General features: G+C 38.5%; 18 protein-coding genes. 9 read left to right on the forward strand and 9 right to left on the reverse strand.

The features are described from left to right. Nucleotide 1 precedes the first annotated feature (1 nt). The 4 genes from DO88_RS05195 (at nucleotide 2) to DO88_RS05180 (ending at nucleotide 3107) form a co-directional block, all read left to right on the forward strand. Nucleotides 2-736, forward strand: coding sequence for an ABC transporter ATP-binding protein (locus DO88_RS05195; RefSeq protein ID WP_007376924.1), 735 nt, complete (start codon nucleotides 2-4; stop codon nucleotides 734-736). Continuing rightward, a complete protein-coding gene (locus DO88_RS05190; RefSeq protein WP_008135100.1) occupies nucleotides 733-1878 on the forward strand; it encodes an ABC transporter permease in 1146 nt (381 codons plus the stop codon). The genes DO88_RS05195 and DO88_RS05190 overlap by 4 nt, the downstream gene beginning before the upstream one ends. A 434-nt stretch (nucleotides 1879-2312) precedes the next feature. Continuing rightward, nucleotides 2313-2606: a hypothetical protein gene (locus tag DO88_RS19140; RefSeq protein WP_033040198.1), complete on the forward strand. Its 294-nt coding sequence runs from the start codon at nucleotides 2313-2315 to the stop codon at nucleotides 2604-2606. 156 nt (nucleotides 2607-2762) lie between these two features. Further along, nucleotides 2763-3107, forward strand: a complete 345-nt coding sequence (locus DO88_RS05180; RefSeq protein WP_033029951.1) for a PDZ domain-containing protein — start codon at nucleotides 2763-2765, stop codon at nucleotides 3105-3107. 270 nt (nucleotides 3108-3377) lie between these two features. On the opposite strand, the gene DO88_RS05175 is transcribed toward DO88_RS05180, so the two are convergent. Both DO88_RS05175 and DO88_RS05170 read right to left on the reverse strand, forming a co-directional pair. Beyond that, complete coding sequence (locus DO88_RS05175) at nucleotides 3378-4235, reverse strand: MBL fold metallo-hydrolase (protein WP_033040200.1); 858 nt, start codon at nucleotides 4233-4235, stop codon at nucleotides 3378-3380. Between the two features lie 182 nt (nucleotides 4236-4417). After that, entirely contained in the window at nucleotides 4418-6301 is a 1884-nt protein-coding gene (locus tag DO88_RS05170; RefSeq protein ID WP_033040201.1) for a propionyl-CoA synthetase, read from the reverse strand. A 186-nt stretch (nucleotides 6302-6487) separates the two neighbouring features. On the opposite strand from DO88_RS05170, the gene DO88_RS05165 reads away from it, so the two are divergent. Then, nucleotides 6488-6889: a nucleotide triphosphate diphosphatase NUDT15 gene (locus DO88_RS05165; protein ID WP_033040204.1), complete on the forward strand. Its 402-nt coding sequence runs from the start codon at nucleotides 6488-6490 to the stop codon at nucleotides 6887-6889. On the opposite strand, the gene DO88_RS05160 is transcribed toward DO88_RS05165, so the two are convergent. The 4 genes from DO88_RS05160 to DO88_RS05145 form a co-directional block, all read right to left on the reverse strand. Then, nucleotides 6890-7987, reverse strand: a complete 1098-nt coding sequence (locus DO88_RS05160) for a polysaccharide lyase family 7 protein (RefSeq protein ID WP_033040231.1) — start codon at nucleotides 7985-7987, stop codon at nucleotides 6890-6892. A gap of 116 nt (nucleotides 7988-8103) precedes the next feature. Beyond that, nucleotides 8104-9063 carry an alpha/beta fold hydrolase gene (locus DO88_RS05155; protein ID WP_033040207.1) on the reverse strand — a complete coding sequence of 320 codons (960 nt, stop codon included), beginning with the start codon at nucleotides 9061-9063 and terminating at the stop codon, nucleotides 8104-8106. A gap of 54 nt (nucleotides 9064-9117) precedes the next feature. Continuing rightward, on the reverse strand, nucleotides 9118-9882 hold the full coding sequence (locus DO88_RS05150) for a substrate-binding periplasmic protein (protein WP_033040212.1): 765 nt from the start codon (nucleotides 9880-9882) through the stop codon (nucleotides 9118-9120). Between the two features lie 97 nt (nucleotides 9883-9979). Then, the gene (locus DO88_RS05145) at nucleotides 9980-10984 is read right to left on the reverse strand and encodes an AraC family transcriptional regulator (RefSeq protein WP_033040214.1); all 1005 of its coding nucleotides are present in this window, start codon (nucleotides 10982-10984) and stop codon (nucleotides 9980-9982) included. Between the two features lie 398 nt (nucleotides 10985-11382). Here DO88_RS05145 and DO88_RS05140 point away from each other — a divergent pair, with 398 nt between their 5' ends. Next, entirely contained in the window at nucleotides 11383-11829 is a 447-nt protein-coding gene (locus DO88_RS05140) for an SRPBCC family protein (RefSeq protein WP_033040217.1), read from the forward strand. Beyond that, entirely contained in the window at nucleotides 11826-12644 is an 819-nt protein-coding gene (locus tag DO88_RS05135; protein WP_033040220.1) for a sterol desaturase family protein, read from the forward strand. Before DO88_RS05140 ends, DO88_RS05135 begins: the two co-directional genes overlap by 4 nt. Here the strand turns inward: DO88_RS05135 and DO88_RS05130 are convergent, their stop codons facing one another. After that, nucleotides 12645-13019 carry a hypothetical protein gene (locus tag DO88_RS05130; protein ID WP_007378224.1) on the reverse strand — a complete coding sequence of 125 codons (375 nt, stop codon included), beginning with the start codon at nucleotides 13017-13019 and terminating at the stop codon, nucleotides 12645-12647. It lies immediately after the preceding gene. Further along, entirely contained in the window at nucleotides 13016-13321 is a 306-nt protein-coding gene (locus tag DO88_RS05125) for a hypothetical protein (protein WP_007378225.1), read from the reverse strand. The genes DO88_RS05130 and DO88_RS05125 overlap by 4 nt, the downstream gene beginning before the upstream one ends. Nucleotides 13322-13597: 276 nt before the next feature. On the opposite strand from DO88_RS05125, the gene DO88_RS05120 reads away from it, so the two are divergent. Beyond that, nucleotides 13598-14017 carry a VOC family protein gene (locus tag DO88_RS05120; RefSeq protein ID WP_033040222.1) on the forward strand — a complete coding sequence of 140 codons (420 nt, stop codon included), beginning with the start codon at nucleotides 13598-13600 and terminating at the stop codon, nucleotides 14015-14017. Nucleotides 14018-14066: 49 nt separating this feature from the next. On the opposite strand, the gene DO88_RS05115 is transcribed toward DO88_RS05120, so the two are convergent. Beyond that, nucleotides 14067-14963 carry an AraC family transcriptional regulator gene (locus tag DO88_RS05115; RefSeq protein ID WP_033040224.1) on the reverse strand — a complete coding sequence of 299 codons (897 nt, stop codon included), beginning with the start codon at nucleotides 14961-14963 and terminating at the stop codon, nucleotides 14067-14069. A 194-nt stretch (nucleotides 14964-15157) separates the two neighbouring features. Here DO88_RS05115 and DO88_RS05110 point away from each other — a divergent pair, with 194 nt between their 5' ends. Continuing rightward, on the forward strand, nucleotides 15158-16303 hold the full coding sequence (locus DO88_RS05110) for an iron-containing alcohol dehydrogenase (RefSeq protein WP_033040225.1): 1146 nt from the start codon (nucleotides 15158-15160) through the stop codon (nucleotides 16301-16303). Nucleotides 16304-16518: the final 215 nt, after the last annotated feature.

Below are 16518 nucleotides of genomic sequence, written 5' to 3' on the forward strand. Positions count from 1 at the left end.
TATGATTAAGGTAACTAATCTAACTAAAAAAATTGGCGATGTTAACGCCCTTAACGGCCTAAGCTTTGATGCGCAAAATGGCCAAATTACAGGTTTGCTTGGACCTAATGGTGCAGGCAAAACAACCTGTTTACGTACCGTGTTCGGGTTATTAAAAGCCGACAGCGGTGAAACCGAAATAGACGGCATAGATGTAGCAAAAAATCCTATGGAAGCTAAGAAAAATTTAGGATTATTTCCTGATCCGTGTGGCCTGTATGAGCGATTAACACCTAGAGAGTATATTACCTTTTTTGCACAATTAAGCGGGCTTTCGTCTGTAAAAGCGAAAGCAGCAACCAGTGAGGTAATAAAAAAATTAAATATGGACGATATTGCGGATCGCCGCTGCCAAGGTTTTTCACAAGGCCAACGCATGAAAACCGCTTTAGCACAGGCTGTGGTACATAATCCGTCTAACGTTATTTTAGATGAACCTACACGCGGCTTAGATGTAATGAGCACACGTATTTTAAGAGATCTACTTATACAGCTAAAGGAACAAGGACATTGCGTGCTTTTTTCATCGCATGTGATGCAAGAAGTTGCCGCATTATGTGACCACGTAGTGATCATGGCTAACGGCCAAGTAATAGCGCAAGGTTCGGTAGATGAACTGTGTGAAAAAGCAGGAAAAGCCACACTAGAAGAAGCATTTATTGAGCTAATTGGTAGTGATGAAGGAATAGCAGCATGATTAACTTATTAAAAGTACTCTATAAAAAAGAAATCATTGATGCCAGTCGAGACAAACGTTCAGTGATGGCGGGCTTGTATTACGCAATAGGTACTCCCATTGCAATGTGTTTACTATTAAGTGTATTACTGCAACAGCTTACATCGCCCGAAGGGCTCAAAATCACCATAGTAAATGCGGAGCAAGCCCCTAGTTTAGTTGCGCATTTAAAGGCCAATGAAATACAGAGTACAAACGATAAAAATGACGAACTACTCAAGTCTATTACATTAAATATTAGTGATGACTATCAAAAAAATATGCGTGAAGGTCGCCCTGCAACAGTTACATTAATTGCTGATAAATCAAATGATAAACTTGGTAAGCATATAAATCGTATTGAAAAAGCTCTGGCAAGTTATAACGCTGAAGTGGCTAGTTTACGTTTAATATCGCGTGGCATTGATCCAAGCATTATGCGTACCTTAGCGGTAGAGACGCATGATGAGGCGACTCCAGACTCTAAAGGCGGTATGTTTTTAGGCATTGCTACGTTGTCTATAATTTTAACGGTATTTTACGCTGCGATGAACCTAGCTATAGATACTAGCGCCGGTGAACGCGAACGTAATTCGCTGTCGTTATTATTAAGCCATCCGTTGAGTAGCTTACAAATTGTACTTGCTAAATCGGCTGCTATTGCAAGCTTTTCGATGCTAGGACTCGTAATCATTTTAATTGTATCTAAAATTACATACGGCTTAGTACCTTGGCAACAGCTCGGCTTTAGTATCACTATTACCCCAGCATTTATGCTGTTTTGTTTTGCAGTATGCTTACCTATTGCATTAATGTCGGCAAGCTTGCAGGTATTTGTTTCGTTTATGGCAAAGTCGTTCAAAGAGGCACAGTCATATGTAACTATGGTGTTATTTATTCCTATGTCGCTAAGTATGATAACTACCTATGACATTGCCACCGATATTATACAGTGGGTTCCTATTGCGGCTCAGCAATATGCACTTATTGAGTTTATCAAAGGTAACCCATTGCCAGTACCACAATTAGTGCTTTCTACCTTGATTACATTAATATTATTTAGCGTGTTTAGCTTTTTAAGCGGCCGAATGCTGAAAAGTGAAAAGGTTGTGTTTGGTTTGTAACCCCACGCTTAAAATGTATTTCAAGCAATGCCCATAGTTTAACTAACATGGGCGTTTTTATATCCGACGATAAATAATGGCTATAGTTTATATTTTTTGAAATTAAAAAGAGGTGCTCACAAAGGGGGCAGAGAAGCTACGCTTAAGAGTAGAAAATACCTGTGTTGTATGTTTTTCTGAGGCTGAGGACGTACTCAAACATAAATATGGGAGGTATAAAGTAGAAGTGATGTAGTAAGGAGTCATGAAAACGCAGTAACGTAGTTACAATCTTAAAAACACCTGTTGAGATGGTATTTAGAGAAAATCTAAAAATAGCTAAATATGGCGTAACAATAATTTTTGTATTTACTCTCATAAAGTGTGCCCATTTAACCCATCTTTAACTCTCGCCCTAATAAACTGCTCGTAATGGTATGAATTAAGCATAATTAATGGTTTATTTTAAAAAGCACTCAACCAGTTTATTACTTGCGCTTAGTTGTACGCTTGCTGCATGTAGCAGCCAGTCAAACTATCAAGGTAATGGTATATTGCGCAGCGAGATCTCTATAGTAAATACAGCGCATAAACTAATACGGCACGCTACTAATAATAAAAATAAGCCCGCTAATGTTGACTACGGTTTAGGGCTGGAGTTAAGCGAAAAAATAATAAAACGACACGGTTGGGTATACGAAGTAAACGATATGCCCGAGCGTTATGAAGTGGTGGTCGATTTTAGTTAATACGCTTTTTTAATCCTTGAGTTTTTTTATATCTAAAATATTTAATGTAACGCTGATAATATAAAAAACTTAGTGATAGCAATGTGTTAAGTAATTTGTTAAAACTATAAATAGTAAAAAATATTAACGTTAGACTTACATGGAGTGTTAATTCATATGTTCAAATTCATAATTATTTTAATCTCAATTACTTCTTTCAATGCCTTGGCTGCAGAGAAGGTTAAACTTGGAGTTTTAGGGAACGTTGGAACTGATGGTTTTTTTAGCCCGACGGTAACGTCATTTATTATTCAAAAAGTAGAACCTAATTCACCCGCTGAAAAAGCAGGGATTGTTGCTGGGCAAAAAATAATTTCTATAGAAAATTGTAAAATTCCAGGCTGCCCTGCCAGTGAAGCAAAAGAATTAATGCGCAAGGAGTCTGGAGAGATTTTACAATTACTTTTAGAGAATGAAGATGGTAGCCAAGTACCTTTAAAAATCCCTATGAATGCTTGGTAAACCTAAGAAGTTTTTAAAATACCTAAATATCCCCAGCCTATAAAGCATGGTTATTCCCAAAGCGTGGGTTTGTGTAAATGAACTAGGCGCAGTAAATGTTGGCAACGTTAGCGAGCTTTTGGAGTACTACTTACTCGGTTTATATGTAGGTTACTGATTAAAGTGATTGGGATAGATTAAAAAGGTTTGATCAGTAATAACCTTATTTAATTAATGAATACATTGGTATTGCGTTAAATACGGCAATACCAATGATTATTAGACTAAAGCTTATAGATCGCTGCGCCAGCCCATGCCTGACTCTTCCATTAAACGCTCGTACACGCCTTCTATGTTAAGCGGTAACCATGCATCAAACTGTTTAAAGTCACTAAATTGGTCTAACTTTACATTTTGTTTAATTTCGTCAAGCGTATTACCGGCTAAAACGCCTGCTGTTACTTGCCTATATAAAAGATCTAAATAACTTAAGTAACGCGCTACATCTGCCTTGCTGCCAATATCGGCATGACCACCTACAAAAGTATCAAAGTCATATTTGAGTACCGCTTGGGTTGAGTTAATCATGCCTTGAATATCGTAACTCCACAGTTTTTGCCATGGCATTCTGCCAATAACAATCCAATCAACCACAAATAACGTTTTTTGCTTTTCGAATAATATACTAACCGAACCACGACCATCGTTTGGACCATGATAGTTAAGTTTTACTGTTGACTCACCAAGGGTAAGTAGTAGCTCGTCATCAAAAATAAGGCTGGGCGCTACCGTTTTCATTTGTGTATTTTTAATATCTTGCGCAGCGAGTTTATGCGCTATAAACGTGGTGTGCGGGCTTTTAAATACCTCGGCGCCGTAAATATGATCGCTGTGATTATGGCTATAAATTACATATTTTACAGGCACGTTATAGCGAGTTTTAATTTGCTCGCTTAACCAGGTGGCGGCTTTTTTATTAAGTGGGTCGGTAACAATCGCGCCCTCAGAAGTGATTAAAAATACTGAGCGGTGTCTGTCGTCTATAAAGCGGTGTAAGCCATTGCCTAGGTCTTCTATTTCATAGGCTTGTGTGGCAAAGCCCATAAATAATAGGGCTGTAGTTAATAGTTTTTGTAGCAAGCGGGGCATACACCATTCCTTTTTAAATTAATTAATAACACGTTTAAAAGAAGAGAGTGCAAGGCCGTAAAAAATTTCAGTTGTTAGTTAAATTAAAACTTAAACCTAAGCCTAAACTTAAGTAAAAGGATCAAATATAAGGATGAAATAAAAAGCCATTATAAAAATGGCTTTAGATAGGTTGGTTGGGTTTATCTTTGTGTTAGTTGTTGGTTTATTTCTTCAAAGATACTGGTATCGTCTATGGTTGAAGGTATTTGTAGCTCTTCGCCATCGACTAGTTGGCGCAAATTTTTACGCAGTATTTTACCCGAGCGAGTTTTAGGTAACCTATCTACGCTAACTATATTTTTAAGGCACGCAATAGCGCCAATCTGATTACGAACACTTAAAACAAGCGCTTCTTCCACGTCGGTACTTGAGCCCATAAAATCATTTTTAAGCACGATCATTCCCATAGGAAGCTGCCCTTTTAGAGGATCGTTTACACCAAAAACAGCGCATTCAGCAACAGCAGGGTGCGCGGCTACTATCTCTTCCATTTCGCCGGTAGAAAGCCTATGCCCTGCTACGTTTATAACGTCGTCGGTTCTGCCCATAATAAATAGGTAGCCGTCTTCATCAATATAGCCGCCATCGCCAGATAAATAATAACCTTCGTATTCATTTAGGTAGCTTGCTTTAAAACGCGGGGTATCTTGCCAAATTGTTGGTAGGCAACCCGGTGGTAGTGGCAGTTTAATTACCACGGCGCCTTGCTCGTTAGCTGCGCATTCATTGCCATCCATATCTAATATTCGCACGTCAAAACCTGGAGTAGGCACGGTAGAGCTGCCCGGTTTTGTTGTTAAGTACTCAAGCCCTACAGGGTTACAAGCAATAGCCCAGCCGGTTTCTGTTTGCCACCAATGATCGAGCACTGGCAGTTTGGTTTTTTCTTTAAGCCACTCGTAAGTGGGAGGATCTAATCGCTCGCCGGCTAAAAACAAACGTTTTAAGCTAGAGGTATCGTATTGATTAAAACCATTGGCATTTGGGTCTTCTTTTTTAATTGCTCTAAAGGCGGTGGGGGCACTAAATAATGCATTTACTTTATATTCTTCAACCACGCGCCAAAATGCACTAGCATCGGGCGTTTTAACGGGTTTACCTTCATATAATACGGTCGCGCAGCGATACATTAGCGGCGCGTAAACTATATAAGAGTGCCCAACTACCCAGCCAATGTCAGACGCTGCCCAAAATACGTCGCCGGGCTTCATACCATAAACGGTTTCCATGCTGTATTGCAGTGCCACTGCGTGACCGCCATTTTCGCGCACTACGCCTTTGGGTGTGCCTGTCGTGCCTGAGGTATATAAAATATAAAGCGGATCGTCACCATTTACAGGCACCGGATCTGCGCTTGCAGCAGTTTGCATTGCCTGAGTCCAATCTATGTCTCGTTTAGGCTTAAGAGTGGCGGTTACTTGTGGGCGCTGATAAATAACGCAGTGTTCTACTTTGTGCGCAGCAAGCTCTATTGCGTTATCAATAAGTGGTTTGTATTCAATAATGCTGTTTACTTCAACACCGCATGAGGCGCTAAGTATAAGTTTGGGCTTGGCATCATCAATGCGTACAGCCAATTCATGTGCAGCAAACCCACCAAATACCACCGAATGAATAGCACCAAGGCGAGCGCACGCCAACATACCAATAACAGCTTGTGGGATCATTGGCATATAAATAACTACGCGGTCGCCTTTTGTAACACCTAACGATTGTATTACGCCTGCAAATTTAGCAACTTCTTGTTGTAGTTGTGAGTAGTTATAAGTTTGCTTTGTGTTAGTGACTGGAGAGTCGTAAATAAGTGCGGTTTGCTTACCAAATCCGGCAATAACATGTTGGTCTAGCGCTAAAAAACTGGTGTTTAATTGCCCGTCGCTAAACCAATGATAAAGCCCGTCGTCGTCTTGTGTGTATGCTTTTGTGGGGGTTTTGTACCACGGAATATTTTTACTTTGTTCGAGCCAAAATTGGGCTGGGTTTTGTTTAAAGCCATTATATTGCTGTTTATATTCGCCTGACATGTAAGGCTCCTAAAGCTAAATTTGTGTGTGAGAGACCTTACAAAATGTAGGCTTTTTTTAGCAAGCAAGCTATTCGACCTTGGTCGGTTAAAAGTTAATCAACACACTGGTTTTAAAAATACAAAATTGACAATACAAAGCGTGTGGTTCAGCATGGCGGGCAGTAAAAATAGGAGAAAACACGATATGAGTAACGTAGTAAGAGTAGGGGTTGCGGTTATCATAAAGCATCAAAACACAATTTTACTAGGTGAGCGCATTGGCGCGCATGGTGCTAATACATGGGCAACACCTGGTGGGCATTTAGAGTTTGGTGAAAGTGTTGAGCAATGTGCAATACGAGAAGTGTTTGAAGAAACAGGTTTAAAGGTAAGTAAAATTACTAAGCTTGATTTTACCAATGATATTTTTACAGCAGAGAACAAGCACTATATTACGCTGTATGTAAAAGCTGACTTTGAAGGCGGAGAGCCTGAGCTTAAAGAGCCTAGTAAATGTTTAAAGTGGCGCTGGTGCGATATTAATAATCTACCAACGCCACTGTTTACATCACTAAAAAATTACTTATCTGAGGCTGTAATAGCCTAGTTATTTTGTTGGCGGTGTCGCTGGGCTTAACGCTAGTTTACTAAAGCTTACTTGAGCGTAATCGCCATTTTGTTTATCTGTAGTCCAATCGCCAGTACCTAAACAACCTGGGTACCAAATACCTTTCGCGCTTTTAGTACTACATTGGTTATAAGCGCCGGCTTTAAAGTAATGCCAATCTGCAGCGTAACCATGTGGATGATCTTTTTCGTCCACTTTGCCATAAGCGTCTACGTTATTACCTAAGTTAATAGAGTAGTTAACGTTTTCTTTGCCTTGTGCGCTAAATGTAAGGTGCATAACATTTTTATACACATTTACCGTGTAGCTAAATTCTTCACCTAGTGCAATACCGGCGGCGCCTGGTTCGTTAGGGTTTTCCCATGTATTCCCCCAAACTGGGTAAGTAATGTCTGTACGGTCAGGATTGGTTTTAGCTAAGTTACGTTCGTAGTTCCAAAAAACTGAGCCTGTTTTGTGCCCTGGCCATTTTTTGTAATATATTTTAAGTGGCTCATTGCCCCAGCCATAACCAAGCTTGGTATCAATAAGTGCCTGATCTTTACCTGCGTGAATTTGTCCTACAACAACCGAGTAAGCTGCTTTTTTATCAGGATCAGTTGCACGTAGCGCAACATGATCTACCTTTAACGTTGCTTCCATTTTTCCACCAACAGAACCAAATCGGTCAGATAACGGATGTACAGCTAAAGCAAAGTTGTTTTTAGAGTGTTTAGTTTTAATTTTAGTATTTGATCCACGGATCATTTGTCTAAGTTCACTACGAGTATTAGTAGAGTTAGCACTTGTAAGCGCTTTATTAGGCGAGGTAAATACCATGTAGCCTTTATCATCAAGATAGAAAAAATCAGGGTGTGCGTAAGTCTGAATTTCTTCTACATCTATTTCATCAATTTTACCGTCGTTGTTTAAATCAACTGGTACATTTATTTTCCAGTGTGATAAATCAAACTTTGTTGCAGGTACCGGCGCATCGCTTTGCTGATTAGTGCTTTGGGTACTTGAACAAGCCGTAAAAAGTAGAGGTGTGATAACGGCTAAAGCCGTAAGTTTAAATGTGGATGTATTTTTTATCATTATTGTCTCTGTGTGATGAAGTAAAAATTGTGCGGTAAAGACATCGCTTAACTTCAATCTAACATACCAATTTAAAAATTAAAACTTACCAATTTTGTGTTTTTTATAATTAAACCTTATTTTAAAAATTTATTTTGGTTAACCAGTTGGTGTTTTTTATTGCGTAATTTTTCTAAATACTTTCGTTGAGACTTTTTTATATGCTTAGCAATCCACTTTGTCATTTTAGGCGTAAGCTCTGGTACAAAGTTATGACCCATACCATCTATAATTTTTAACTTCGATTTTTTAATGAGTTTAGCCGTTTTTTCACCTTCAATAGATGGAAAAACTATATCGGCATTACCATGAATAATTAACGTAGGCGCTTTTATTTTTTTTATTAACTGGGCTCTGTTTTTACTGGCTGCTATGGCTATTAGTTGGCGTTTATAGCCATTTTGATTATATGAGCGGTCAATTATTTTAATTGCATGCTCTTTTAATAATTCTTCACTTTGTGGGTAAGCTGGGCTACCAATAAGTTGGTTTAACTGAATGTTGTAGTTTATAGCGGCACTGCGCGTTAGTGTTTTTGGTTGCAGTTTAGATACTTTTAAAAATACCTTTAAACTTTTTATTGTTGGCTTAAAAGTAGAGCTACTCGACATTATTGTGGTTAAGCTAAGTACTTTCTTTTTATGTTTTGCTGCAATAATTTGGGCAATCATCCCACCCATTGATGCGCCAACTAAATGCGTTTTTTTTATTTTAAGTGCAGCCATTAAGGCGAGTACATCATCAGCCATATCATCAAGCAGGTAAGGAATATTTGAGCGTATAGGTAAGTACTTACTTAACCATGTTTTAAATAAACTAGGATTTTTGTAATCATCTAAATGGCTAGATAACCCGACATCACGGTTATCAAATCTAATCGCTCTAAAGCCTTTTTTTACTAAACCATAATAGAGCGAGTCTGGCCAAACTATCATTTGCGCCCCAAGCCCCATAATTAAAATAATAGCTGGTGCTGTTTTATCGCCTTCATCTTGGTAGCTGAGTTTAATACCTTTTTTAGTCTTAATAATAGCCATGGCAAAGTGAGTGTTAGCAAGCTTTGTGAGGAGTATAGGGCAGCTTTATTACATTTAATTTATGGTAGGTGGGAGGGGGAGTTGCCATTTTTTTAAAATAGCTTGGTACTTGCCATTTACCTTTAGCGTTTTTAGCCCTTTTGATATTGCGATGGCTGTTTGTTCATCAAACTGGTTATTAGTAGCAAGATAGAGGGTTGAAGGAAAATCAGTTAAATGAACTCGTTTAGCTATTAAGCTAGGATCAAGCCCGGACATTTTTAGTTCATTATTTAAAGTAAGTGTATTCACTACAACAAAATCGATACGTTTTTTGTAGAGCATTTGCCATAGCTGCTGATAATAACTAACTAAGATTAAATTTTTGTCTTCTTCGAAACCCATATCTTTTAAATATTTGGCGCTCGTATAACCACGAATAGTTGCTACTTTGTAAAATTTGGCGTGATTTAAATGGCTAATATTATCTTTATGATCTTTTAAACTAACTAAGTACGCATCTGTAAAGTATATCGCACCTAACCATTTAAATTGATTTTTCCTAACAGGGGTTTTTAAAAAAGAGAGCATAATAGTATTAGGGTTGGTTTTTAATTCATGGGAAGCACGCGCCATAGGCATTATTTCAAACTTCGCGTTTAGCTTAGCTTCTCTTAATACTGCTTTAGCTATATCTACCGAGGCCCCGTCTGCTTCACCGTTTTCGTTTTGAAAATGGTAAGGGTGTAAATCTTCGGCAATAAAGGTAAGTGGACTAGTTGCGTTTACCGTACTACAAAACATAAATACAAAGGCATTAACTACAATACGCAAATACATAGCAATAATCTTTTTAACTACAATGTCTTGAGTTTAAAGACTCTTGTCTGAAATATATACTCAAATGTATGAAATAAGTAAATTTTATATTGTAGGTTTATTTACCTATTTGCATTTTAAAATATTTAATAGGGCTATATGAGTACCAGCGTTTAAATGCCCGATTAAACGAACTCTGATCTTTAAAGCCGAGTGATAAAGCTAAATTGGCTAAGGATTGTGTTCCTATTAATAAGGGAATACGTCTTTTACGCTCTTGTTCGAGTAATATTGCAAAGGATGTTTGCTCTAGCTTTAAATGCCGTTGAAGAGTCCTTGGCGTGATATTTAGCGCATTAGCAGTACGTATTAAGTCGCACTCTTGCAAGTCGGTTTTTGCCATAAGCATATGGTTAATTTTTTCGCTTACATGTTGCTGGCTTTTAAAGTTAGAAAGCTGCTGCTCTGATATTTGCCTAAGTGCTAAGTGAACTGCTGCGTTATCGGTTTTAAATGGCAGGGTTAAATAACTACTCGGGAATGAAATTTCATTGTACTTAGCGTTTATGCTTACAGGGCAATTAAACCACGTAGCCAATGTATTTAAATGTTCTTTTGAGTAGTGATGCGTAAAACATATTGAACTAGGAGATAGTTTGGAGTTAAGTAATTGACGTATTACACATACCCAAGCAGTCATATTACGCAAAATAACCTGTTCGTTACAACTTGGATGCGGTAGCCAGCGAATAATTGCAATATCGCCGAGCTGCTCAAATTGTGATTTACCTATGTCAGCGACCAAGCTGTCATAATTTAAAAGTACCTGTATAGCACTGGCTAAACTATCGCTTGATTCTATTAAGTAACCTAAAATTCCAAAATTTGCTGTGCGAATATGCTGCCCAAGCTTAAAGCCGAACAGGGGATCGTTAAGTGTTTTTTGTGAATATTCAAGTAATGCGTTGTAACTAGTTAAGGTAATACGAGGTGCGAATTGTCGTGCTTTATTATCACTGTACTCAGTAAATTTGATGGCCTTCAAAGCCACTTCATTGGCTATACCTTGGCTTTGTAAGTAATCAAGAGTACTTGAAAAGTAATGATCAGCAAGTGAGTACATTTGTCGTCTAAAGCTAAAAAATGGTCGTGTATGAGCAAGTCTGCCATGTAAAATTTTATTATGCTAGGACCTATTGACCTTTGGGGATTAAAGTTTGTTCTATTTAGGGGCAATTTAATCGCAGCGCGAGGTTTGTAACCTAGAAGGCTAAGTACCTACTCATGTGTTACCGATCTGGCTTACATCCTAAAAGCTGAGCAAAGTTCTGTATCCTGCTACCGCCCCTAGGACGAACTCAAGGGGAGATCATGTTTGGTATTTATACTGCGTTATCGTCTATTTATGGGAAATAACCACACAACATGGGCGCAGCCTTGCCTAAAAACCAAGCATACGGCTGCAAATTTAACTTAGAAAGATAAACGGGCCCTAGGTGAATAATTTTTAAGGTTATAGCAGTGATATTAATAAATTTAAAACAAAACCTTGCAGCTCCTCCCACTGAAATAATTAATGTGTTGCTTGATCATGAACGTTTAAATAGGTTTTTTAACGCTCAATTTTTATTATTGAAACCGCAAAATTGCGGGCAGATAAACGGCGGAAAAGGAGCCGTGAGGCAAGTTAGAACATCAGGGTATACTTTTACTGAGCAAGTTATAAGTGCTAGTGATAATCACATTTGCTATCAAATTGTGGGCAATAAGCCTGTGGCTGCTCATCAAGGTGATATTTATTTAACTGTTATCGAAAAGCAGGCATTTATCTCTACTGAGCTTACTTATTCTATACAGTGTATTTCACCTTGGTGGATGCCCAGTTTTATACTTAAATTTTTCATTAAAAATGATATTAAAAACGCACTTACAAAATTAGAGCGCTATTTTAAGGAGTGCACAACATGAGTGTTGAAATTATTTTACTTGCCTTAAGCCCTGTATTTTTAACCTTTGTAGTATTTGAATTTATAGCGTTTAGGCGTTATTACAGTATAAAAGACAGCCTAGCTAATACGGTTTTGGCTTTAATGCATCAAGGAGCAGATGCGCTTTCATTAATTATACTCATGCCGTTTTTTTATTGGCTTTACGGATACCGCTTGTTTGATATAGAGCTTTCTGTATTTTCTATTTTATGTGCTTTTTTATTGCAAGACTTTTTGTACTATTGGTTTCATAAAGCATCACATCATATTCATTGGTTATGGGCGGCGCATGTCGTACACCATAGTTCCACTAAAATGAATTTTACTACCGCGTTTAGGCAAAGCTTAATGTATCCCTTGGTGGGCATGTGGATATTTTGGTTACCTATGATGTTGATCGGGTTTGACCCAATGACAGTCCTAACTGTTGTGGCGCTCAACTTGGCGTATCAGTTTTTTGTGCATACACAAATAGTGAATAAGCTTGGTTGGTTTGAAAAGGTGTTTAATACACCTTCTCATCACAGAGTGCATCATGCAATTAATGCAGGCTACCTGGATAAAAATTTTGCGGGTGTATTAATTATTTGGGATAAATTATTCGGCACCTTTATTGAGGAAGACCCAAATAAAACCTGTAAATATGGCATCGTAGGACAGTTAAAGACTAACAACCCATTTAAAATAACATTTCACCAATGGGACTATTTGATAAAAAGCATTTATAGAGTAAAAGGCATTAAAGCAAAGCTAAACGTTTTATTTGGTTACCCCACATGCTCTCGTAAATCCTAACTATTTTTTACTTCTTGGTGCGCCTAGTAGAATAAAAGTATGGCAAATACATACAGACAAAAACGCGCTAATGCCAAGTGCGCCGCCATAGCCATCGAGCCTTGGAACTAAATACTCAAAGAGTATTGAAAAAATAATGGCTGAGTTAGTTACAGTATATATACCAAAGCGATGTGGGGCGCTCATGCCTATAAATGTGCCGCCAAAAAACACAATGCTGTAAAGCTCAGGGTTTAAGTTAAGCACGCTAAGAAGTAGATAGGCAACAATGGAAAGCGCAGCTGATGCTCTTATGGCATCAAAGCGATTATGTTTTGCTAAAAAAAACGTTAAAAATGCCCCTAGCAGCGCAATTAACGGATATTCAAGGCTCATAATACAATCCCTTTAGCTAATACAAATATTGCAACACTTGCAAAAGCAACACCACCTAACTTGCCGCCAAAACCAGTAAATAAGTTCATAGTAAGCACATACAAACTAGCACCTATAAGCGAGATAATTACAATCTCCCAATAACTAGTAATTAAATTAGTCGAGCACATGCCAGCAAAACTACCGGCATAAATAGCAGCATAAGGGTGATTTTTAACATTTTTAGGAAACGGTATAAACGAGCCAATGAGCCCAGTTAATGCGGCCGAAATCACTAATGGAACATTAAATGTTGTATGCATCACAAAGCAGGATATAAAACCTATAAAAAAAGTGATGAATTTTAAAGATAAGAATTTAATCATAGTCCACGCATTTTAAAGTAACCCTTTTTGGTTTTAAAGCACTGCCTGCAAATATAATTGCATAAGTATTCACTAACTTTAATAAGGTTGTTTATTAATCATTTTGAAAGTATTAAATATGCTTAATTATATGGCTGTTAATGTTCTATAAATTAAGATTTATGTATAATGCGGGTAATTTAGTATATTAAAAGAGTTAACCAAGGGTAATTTATGTCTAACTGTTTGCATTTAGCTATTCCAGCTGGTGATTTAAAAGTCACTAAAGCATTTTATTGTGACGTACTTGGTTGTAAAACCGGTAATAGTGAAGAGGGTCGCTGGGTTGATATCGACTTTTGGGGTAACGAGTTAACATTGCATCAAAGTGTTGAGCGTCTTCCTACAGTGCGCCACGACGTAGATATGGGCGCTGTAGCTGTACCGCATTTTGGTATTCATTTATCAGAAACCGACTTTAACGCGTTAAAAGTACGAATACAAAGTGCGGGTATAGAGTATCTTGATAAACCTTACCGTCGCTTTATTGGTGATGAGTTTGAGCAAGAAACATTTTTTATTGAAGATCCAAATGGCAATGTACTTGAAATGAAAACCATGGTTAACCCAGACGTTTTATTTAAAAAAGTATAGTTTGCACCCGTGCTATTTAAAGCCACTTTTATAGTGGCTTTTTTGTGGGCTAGCTATGTAGCTGAGTTAATACTTCGCTAGGTGTTTTATTAAAGTGTCGTTTAAATTCGCGGCTAAACTGCGATGGGCTGGTGTAACCTACTTTTAATGCTGCTTCGTTGGCTTTACTGCCGCTGGCAGTAATGAGTTCTTTTGCTTTAGCTAAGCGTACTTTTTTTAAGTACTGCAATGGCGACTCAAAAGTAACTTGCTTAAAGGCACGATGAAACGACGATACACTCATGTTTACATCTTCCGCTAAACCTTCAACAGTTATTTGGTTGGCATAACTACTGTGCATAGTAGATAGCGTACGTGCTATGCGAGCATAATGTCCATCATGCATCGCAAGACCTATTAAGGTGTTGCCTTGAGGGCCGCAAAGTACGCGATATACCAATTCTTTTACTATATCTTCGCCAAATATCTCTGCCTCAAGTGGGTTATTTAACACAGTTAATAACCGATGAGTAACGAGCTCCATTGCTGTATCTAGAGTTGCGGACTGCACTGCACCAATTTGTGTTGACGACGATGACGCTGAAAGAGGCTTATGCTGCATTATTTGATTAACGAGTTTGTGTAGCATTGCAGGGTTTATATCTATGGCAATGCCCATAACGGGTAAATCGTTATCGGTAAACGCTTCACACTCTAATGGCACCGGTACACCAAGGACTAAGTAGTCGCCTGCGCCGTATTTTATTTGATGCTCCGGAAAGTGAATTATTTTATGACCTTGCCCAACAATAATAATACCTGAATTATATATAAGCGGCTGACGCGGCGAGCTTTTAGTTGCTCGATGAAAATACACGCCTGGAATAATAGTTTCCATGGTGCCTTCAAAGCTGAGTAATTGATTATGCTCGGCGTATTGTTGCAACATATTGGCTATGGTGGACATAAAAGGCATCTTTAATTGAGTGTATTTTGCGTAAAATAACAATGTTGATAGTTTTAGGCAAGCTTTTGCGAGTTATTGGGCTTTTTTTATGTTTGTTTTGCCACTAATATGCACACATCGATACTTTATTAGATACTTTGATTAGGTAACTAAGTAAAGTACTCAGCAATTAACCGTCACCTAGGAGCAAAATAATGAAATTTAGCTACGTAAATCCAACACTTATCCAATTCGGTCAGCAACAAATTGCGGCACTATCTGATTTGATCGCAAAAGATCAAAAAGTACTTGTAGTGTACGGCGGCGGTTCAATTAAAAAGAACGGCGTGTACGACCAAGTTGCTGCAGCACTTGAAGGCTTTGACTGGGTAGAGTTTTCGGGCGTTGGCGCTAACCCAACAATTGAAGTATTAGACCAAGCAGTAAAAATTTGTAAAGAACAAGACATCGACTTTGTACTAGGTGTAGGCGGCGGCTCAGTAATCGACGGCGTTAAATACATCGCAGCATCTGCAGTTTATGATGGCGAAGGTTGGGATATTCCTACTGGTAAACATAAAGTAACTAGCGCATTACCTATTGGGGCAGTACTTACTCTTCCTGCTACAGGTTCTGAGTCTAACCAAGGTTCTGTTGTGAGCAAAGCTGCGACTAAACAAAAACTTCCGTTTATGTCTCCTGCGGTACAACCTAAGTTTGCAATTATGGACCCTGATGTAATGAAAACATTACCACAGCGCCAACTTGTAAATGGTTTAGTAGACGCATGGGTTCATACCTGTGAGCAATACTTAACATTCCCAGCAGGCGCACTTGTACAAGATGGCTACGCAGAAGCACTATTAAAAGCGCTTAAAACACTGGGCGATAACTTTGAAAACCAAGACGACGCATGGCGCGCAAACCTTATGTGGTCTGCTAACCAAGCACTTAACGGTCTAATTGGTTCTGGCGTATCGCAAGATTGGGCTACGCACATGATTGGTCACGAGCTTACAGCCGCTTACGGCGTTGATCATGCACGTTCACTTGCTATTGTTCAGCCTTCTTTACTGCGCAACCAATTTGCAGTTAAAAAAGCAAAGCTTGAGCAAATGGGTAAAAATGTGTTTGGTCTTGAGCAATCTGACGACCTGGCTGAGAAAACAATTCTAGCGATTGAAGCGTTTTACCACAGCCTCGACGTAGCGACCCAGCTTACTGAGCATGGCGATGATAAAGCTGCAGCTATTGACAATATTATTGGCAAACTTGAAGCGCACGGCATGCTAGCACTTGGTGAAAACCAAGCTATTACGCTTAAAGAAAGCCGCGAAATTTTAGAGCAAGCAGTCGCTTAATTTTCAAAGCTAAGCGCTTACTTAAATATACTAGGGCGTGTTGATCTTTGGTGGGTGAATTTGCAGCAGTATGTTTGGTTTTTAGGCAAGGCGGAGCCTATGTAGTGTGGTTATTCCCCATGAATAGGCGATAACGCAGCATAAATACCAAACATGCGCTGCCCTTTGGGTTCTTTCTAGGGACGATTAACTCTTTGTTGCTCGGTTTTTACTTA

Source organism: Pseudoalteromonas sp. S3431, assembly GCF_000690035.1.
Lineage (GTDB): Bacteria > Pseudomonadota > Gammaproteobacteria > Enterobacterales > Alteromonadaceae > Pseudoalteromonas > Pseudoalteromonas fuliginea.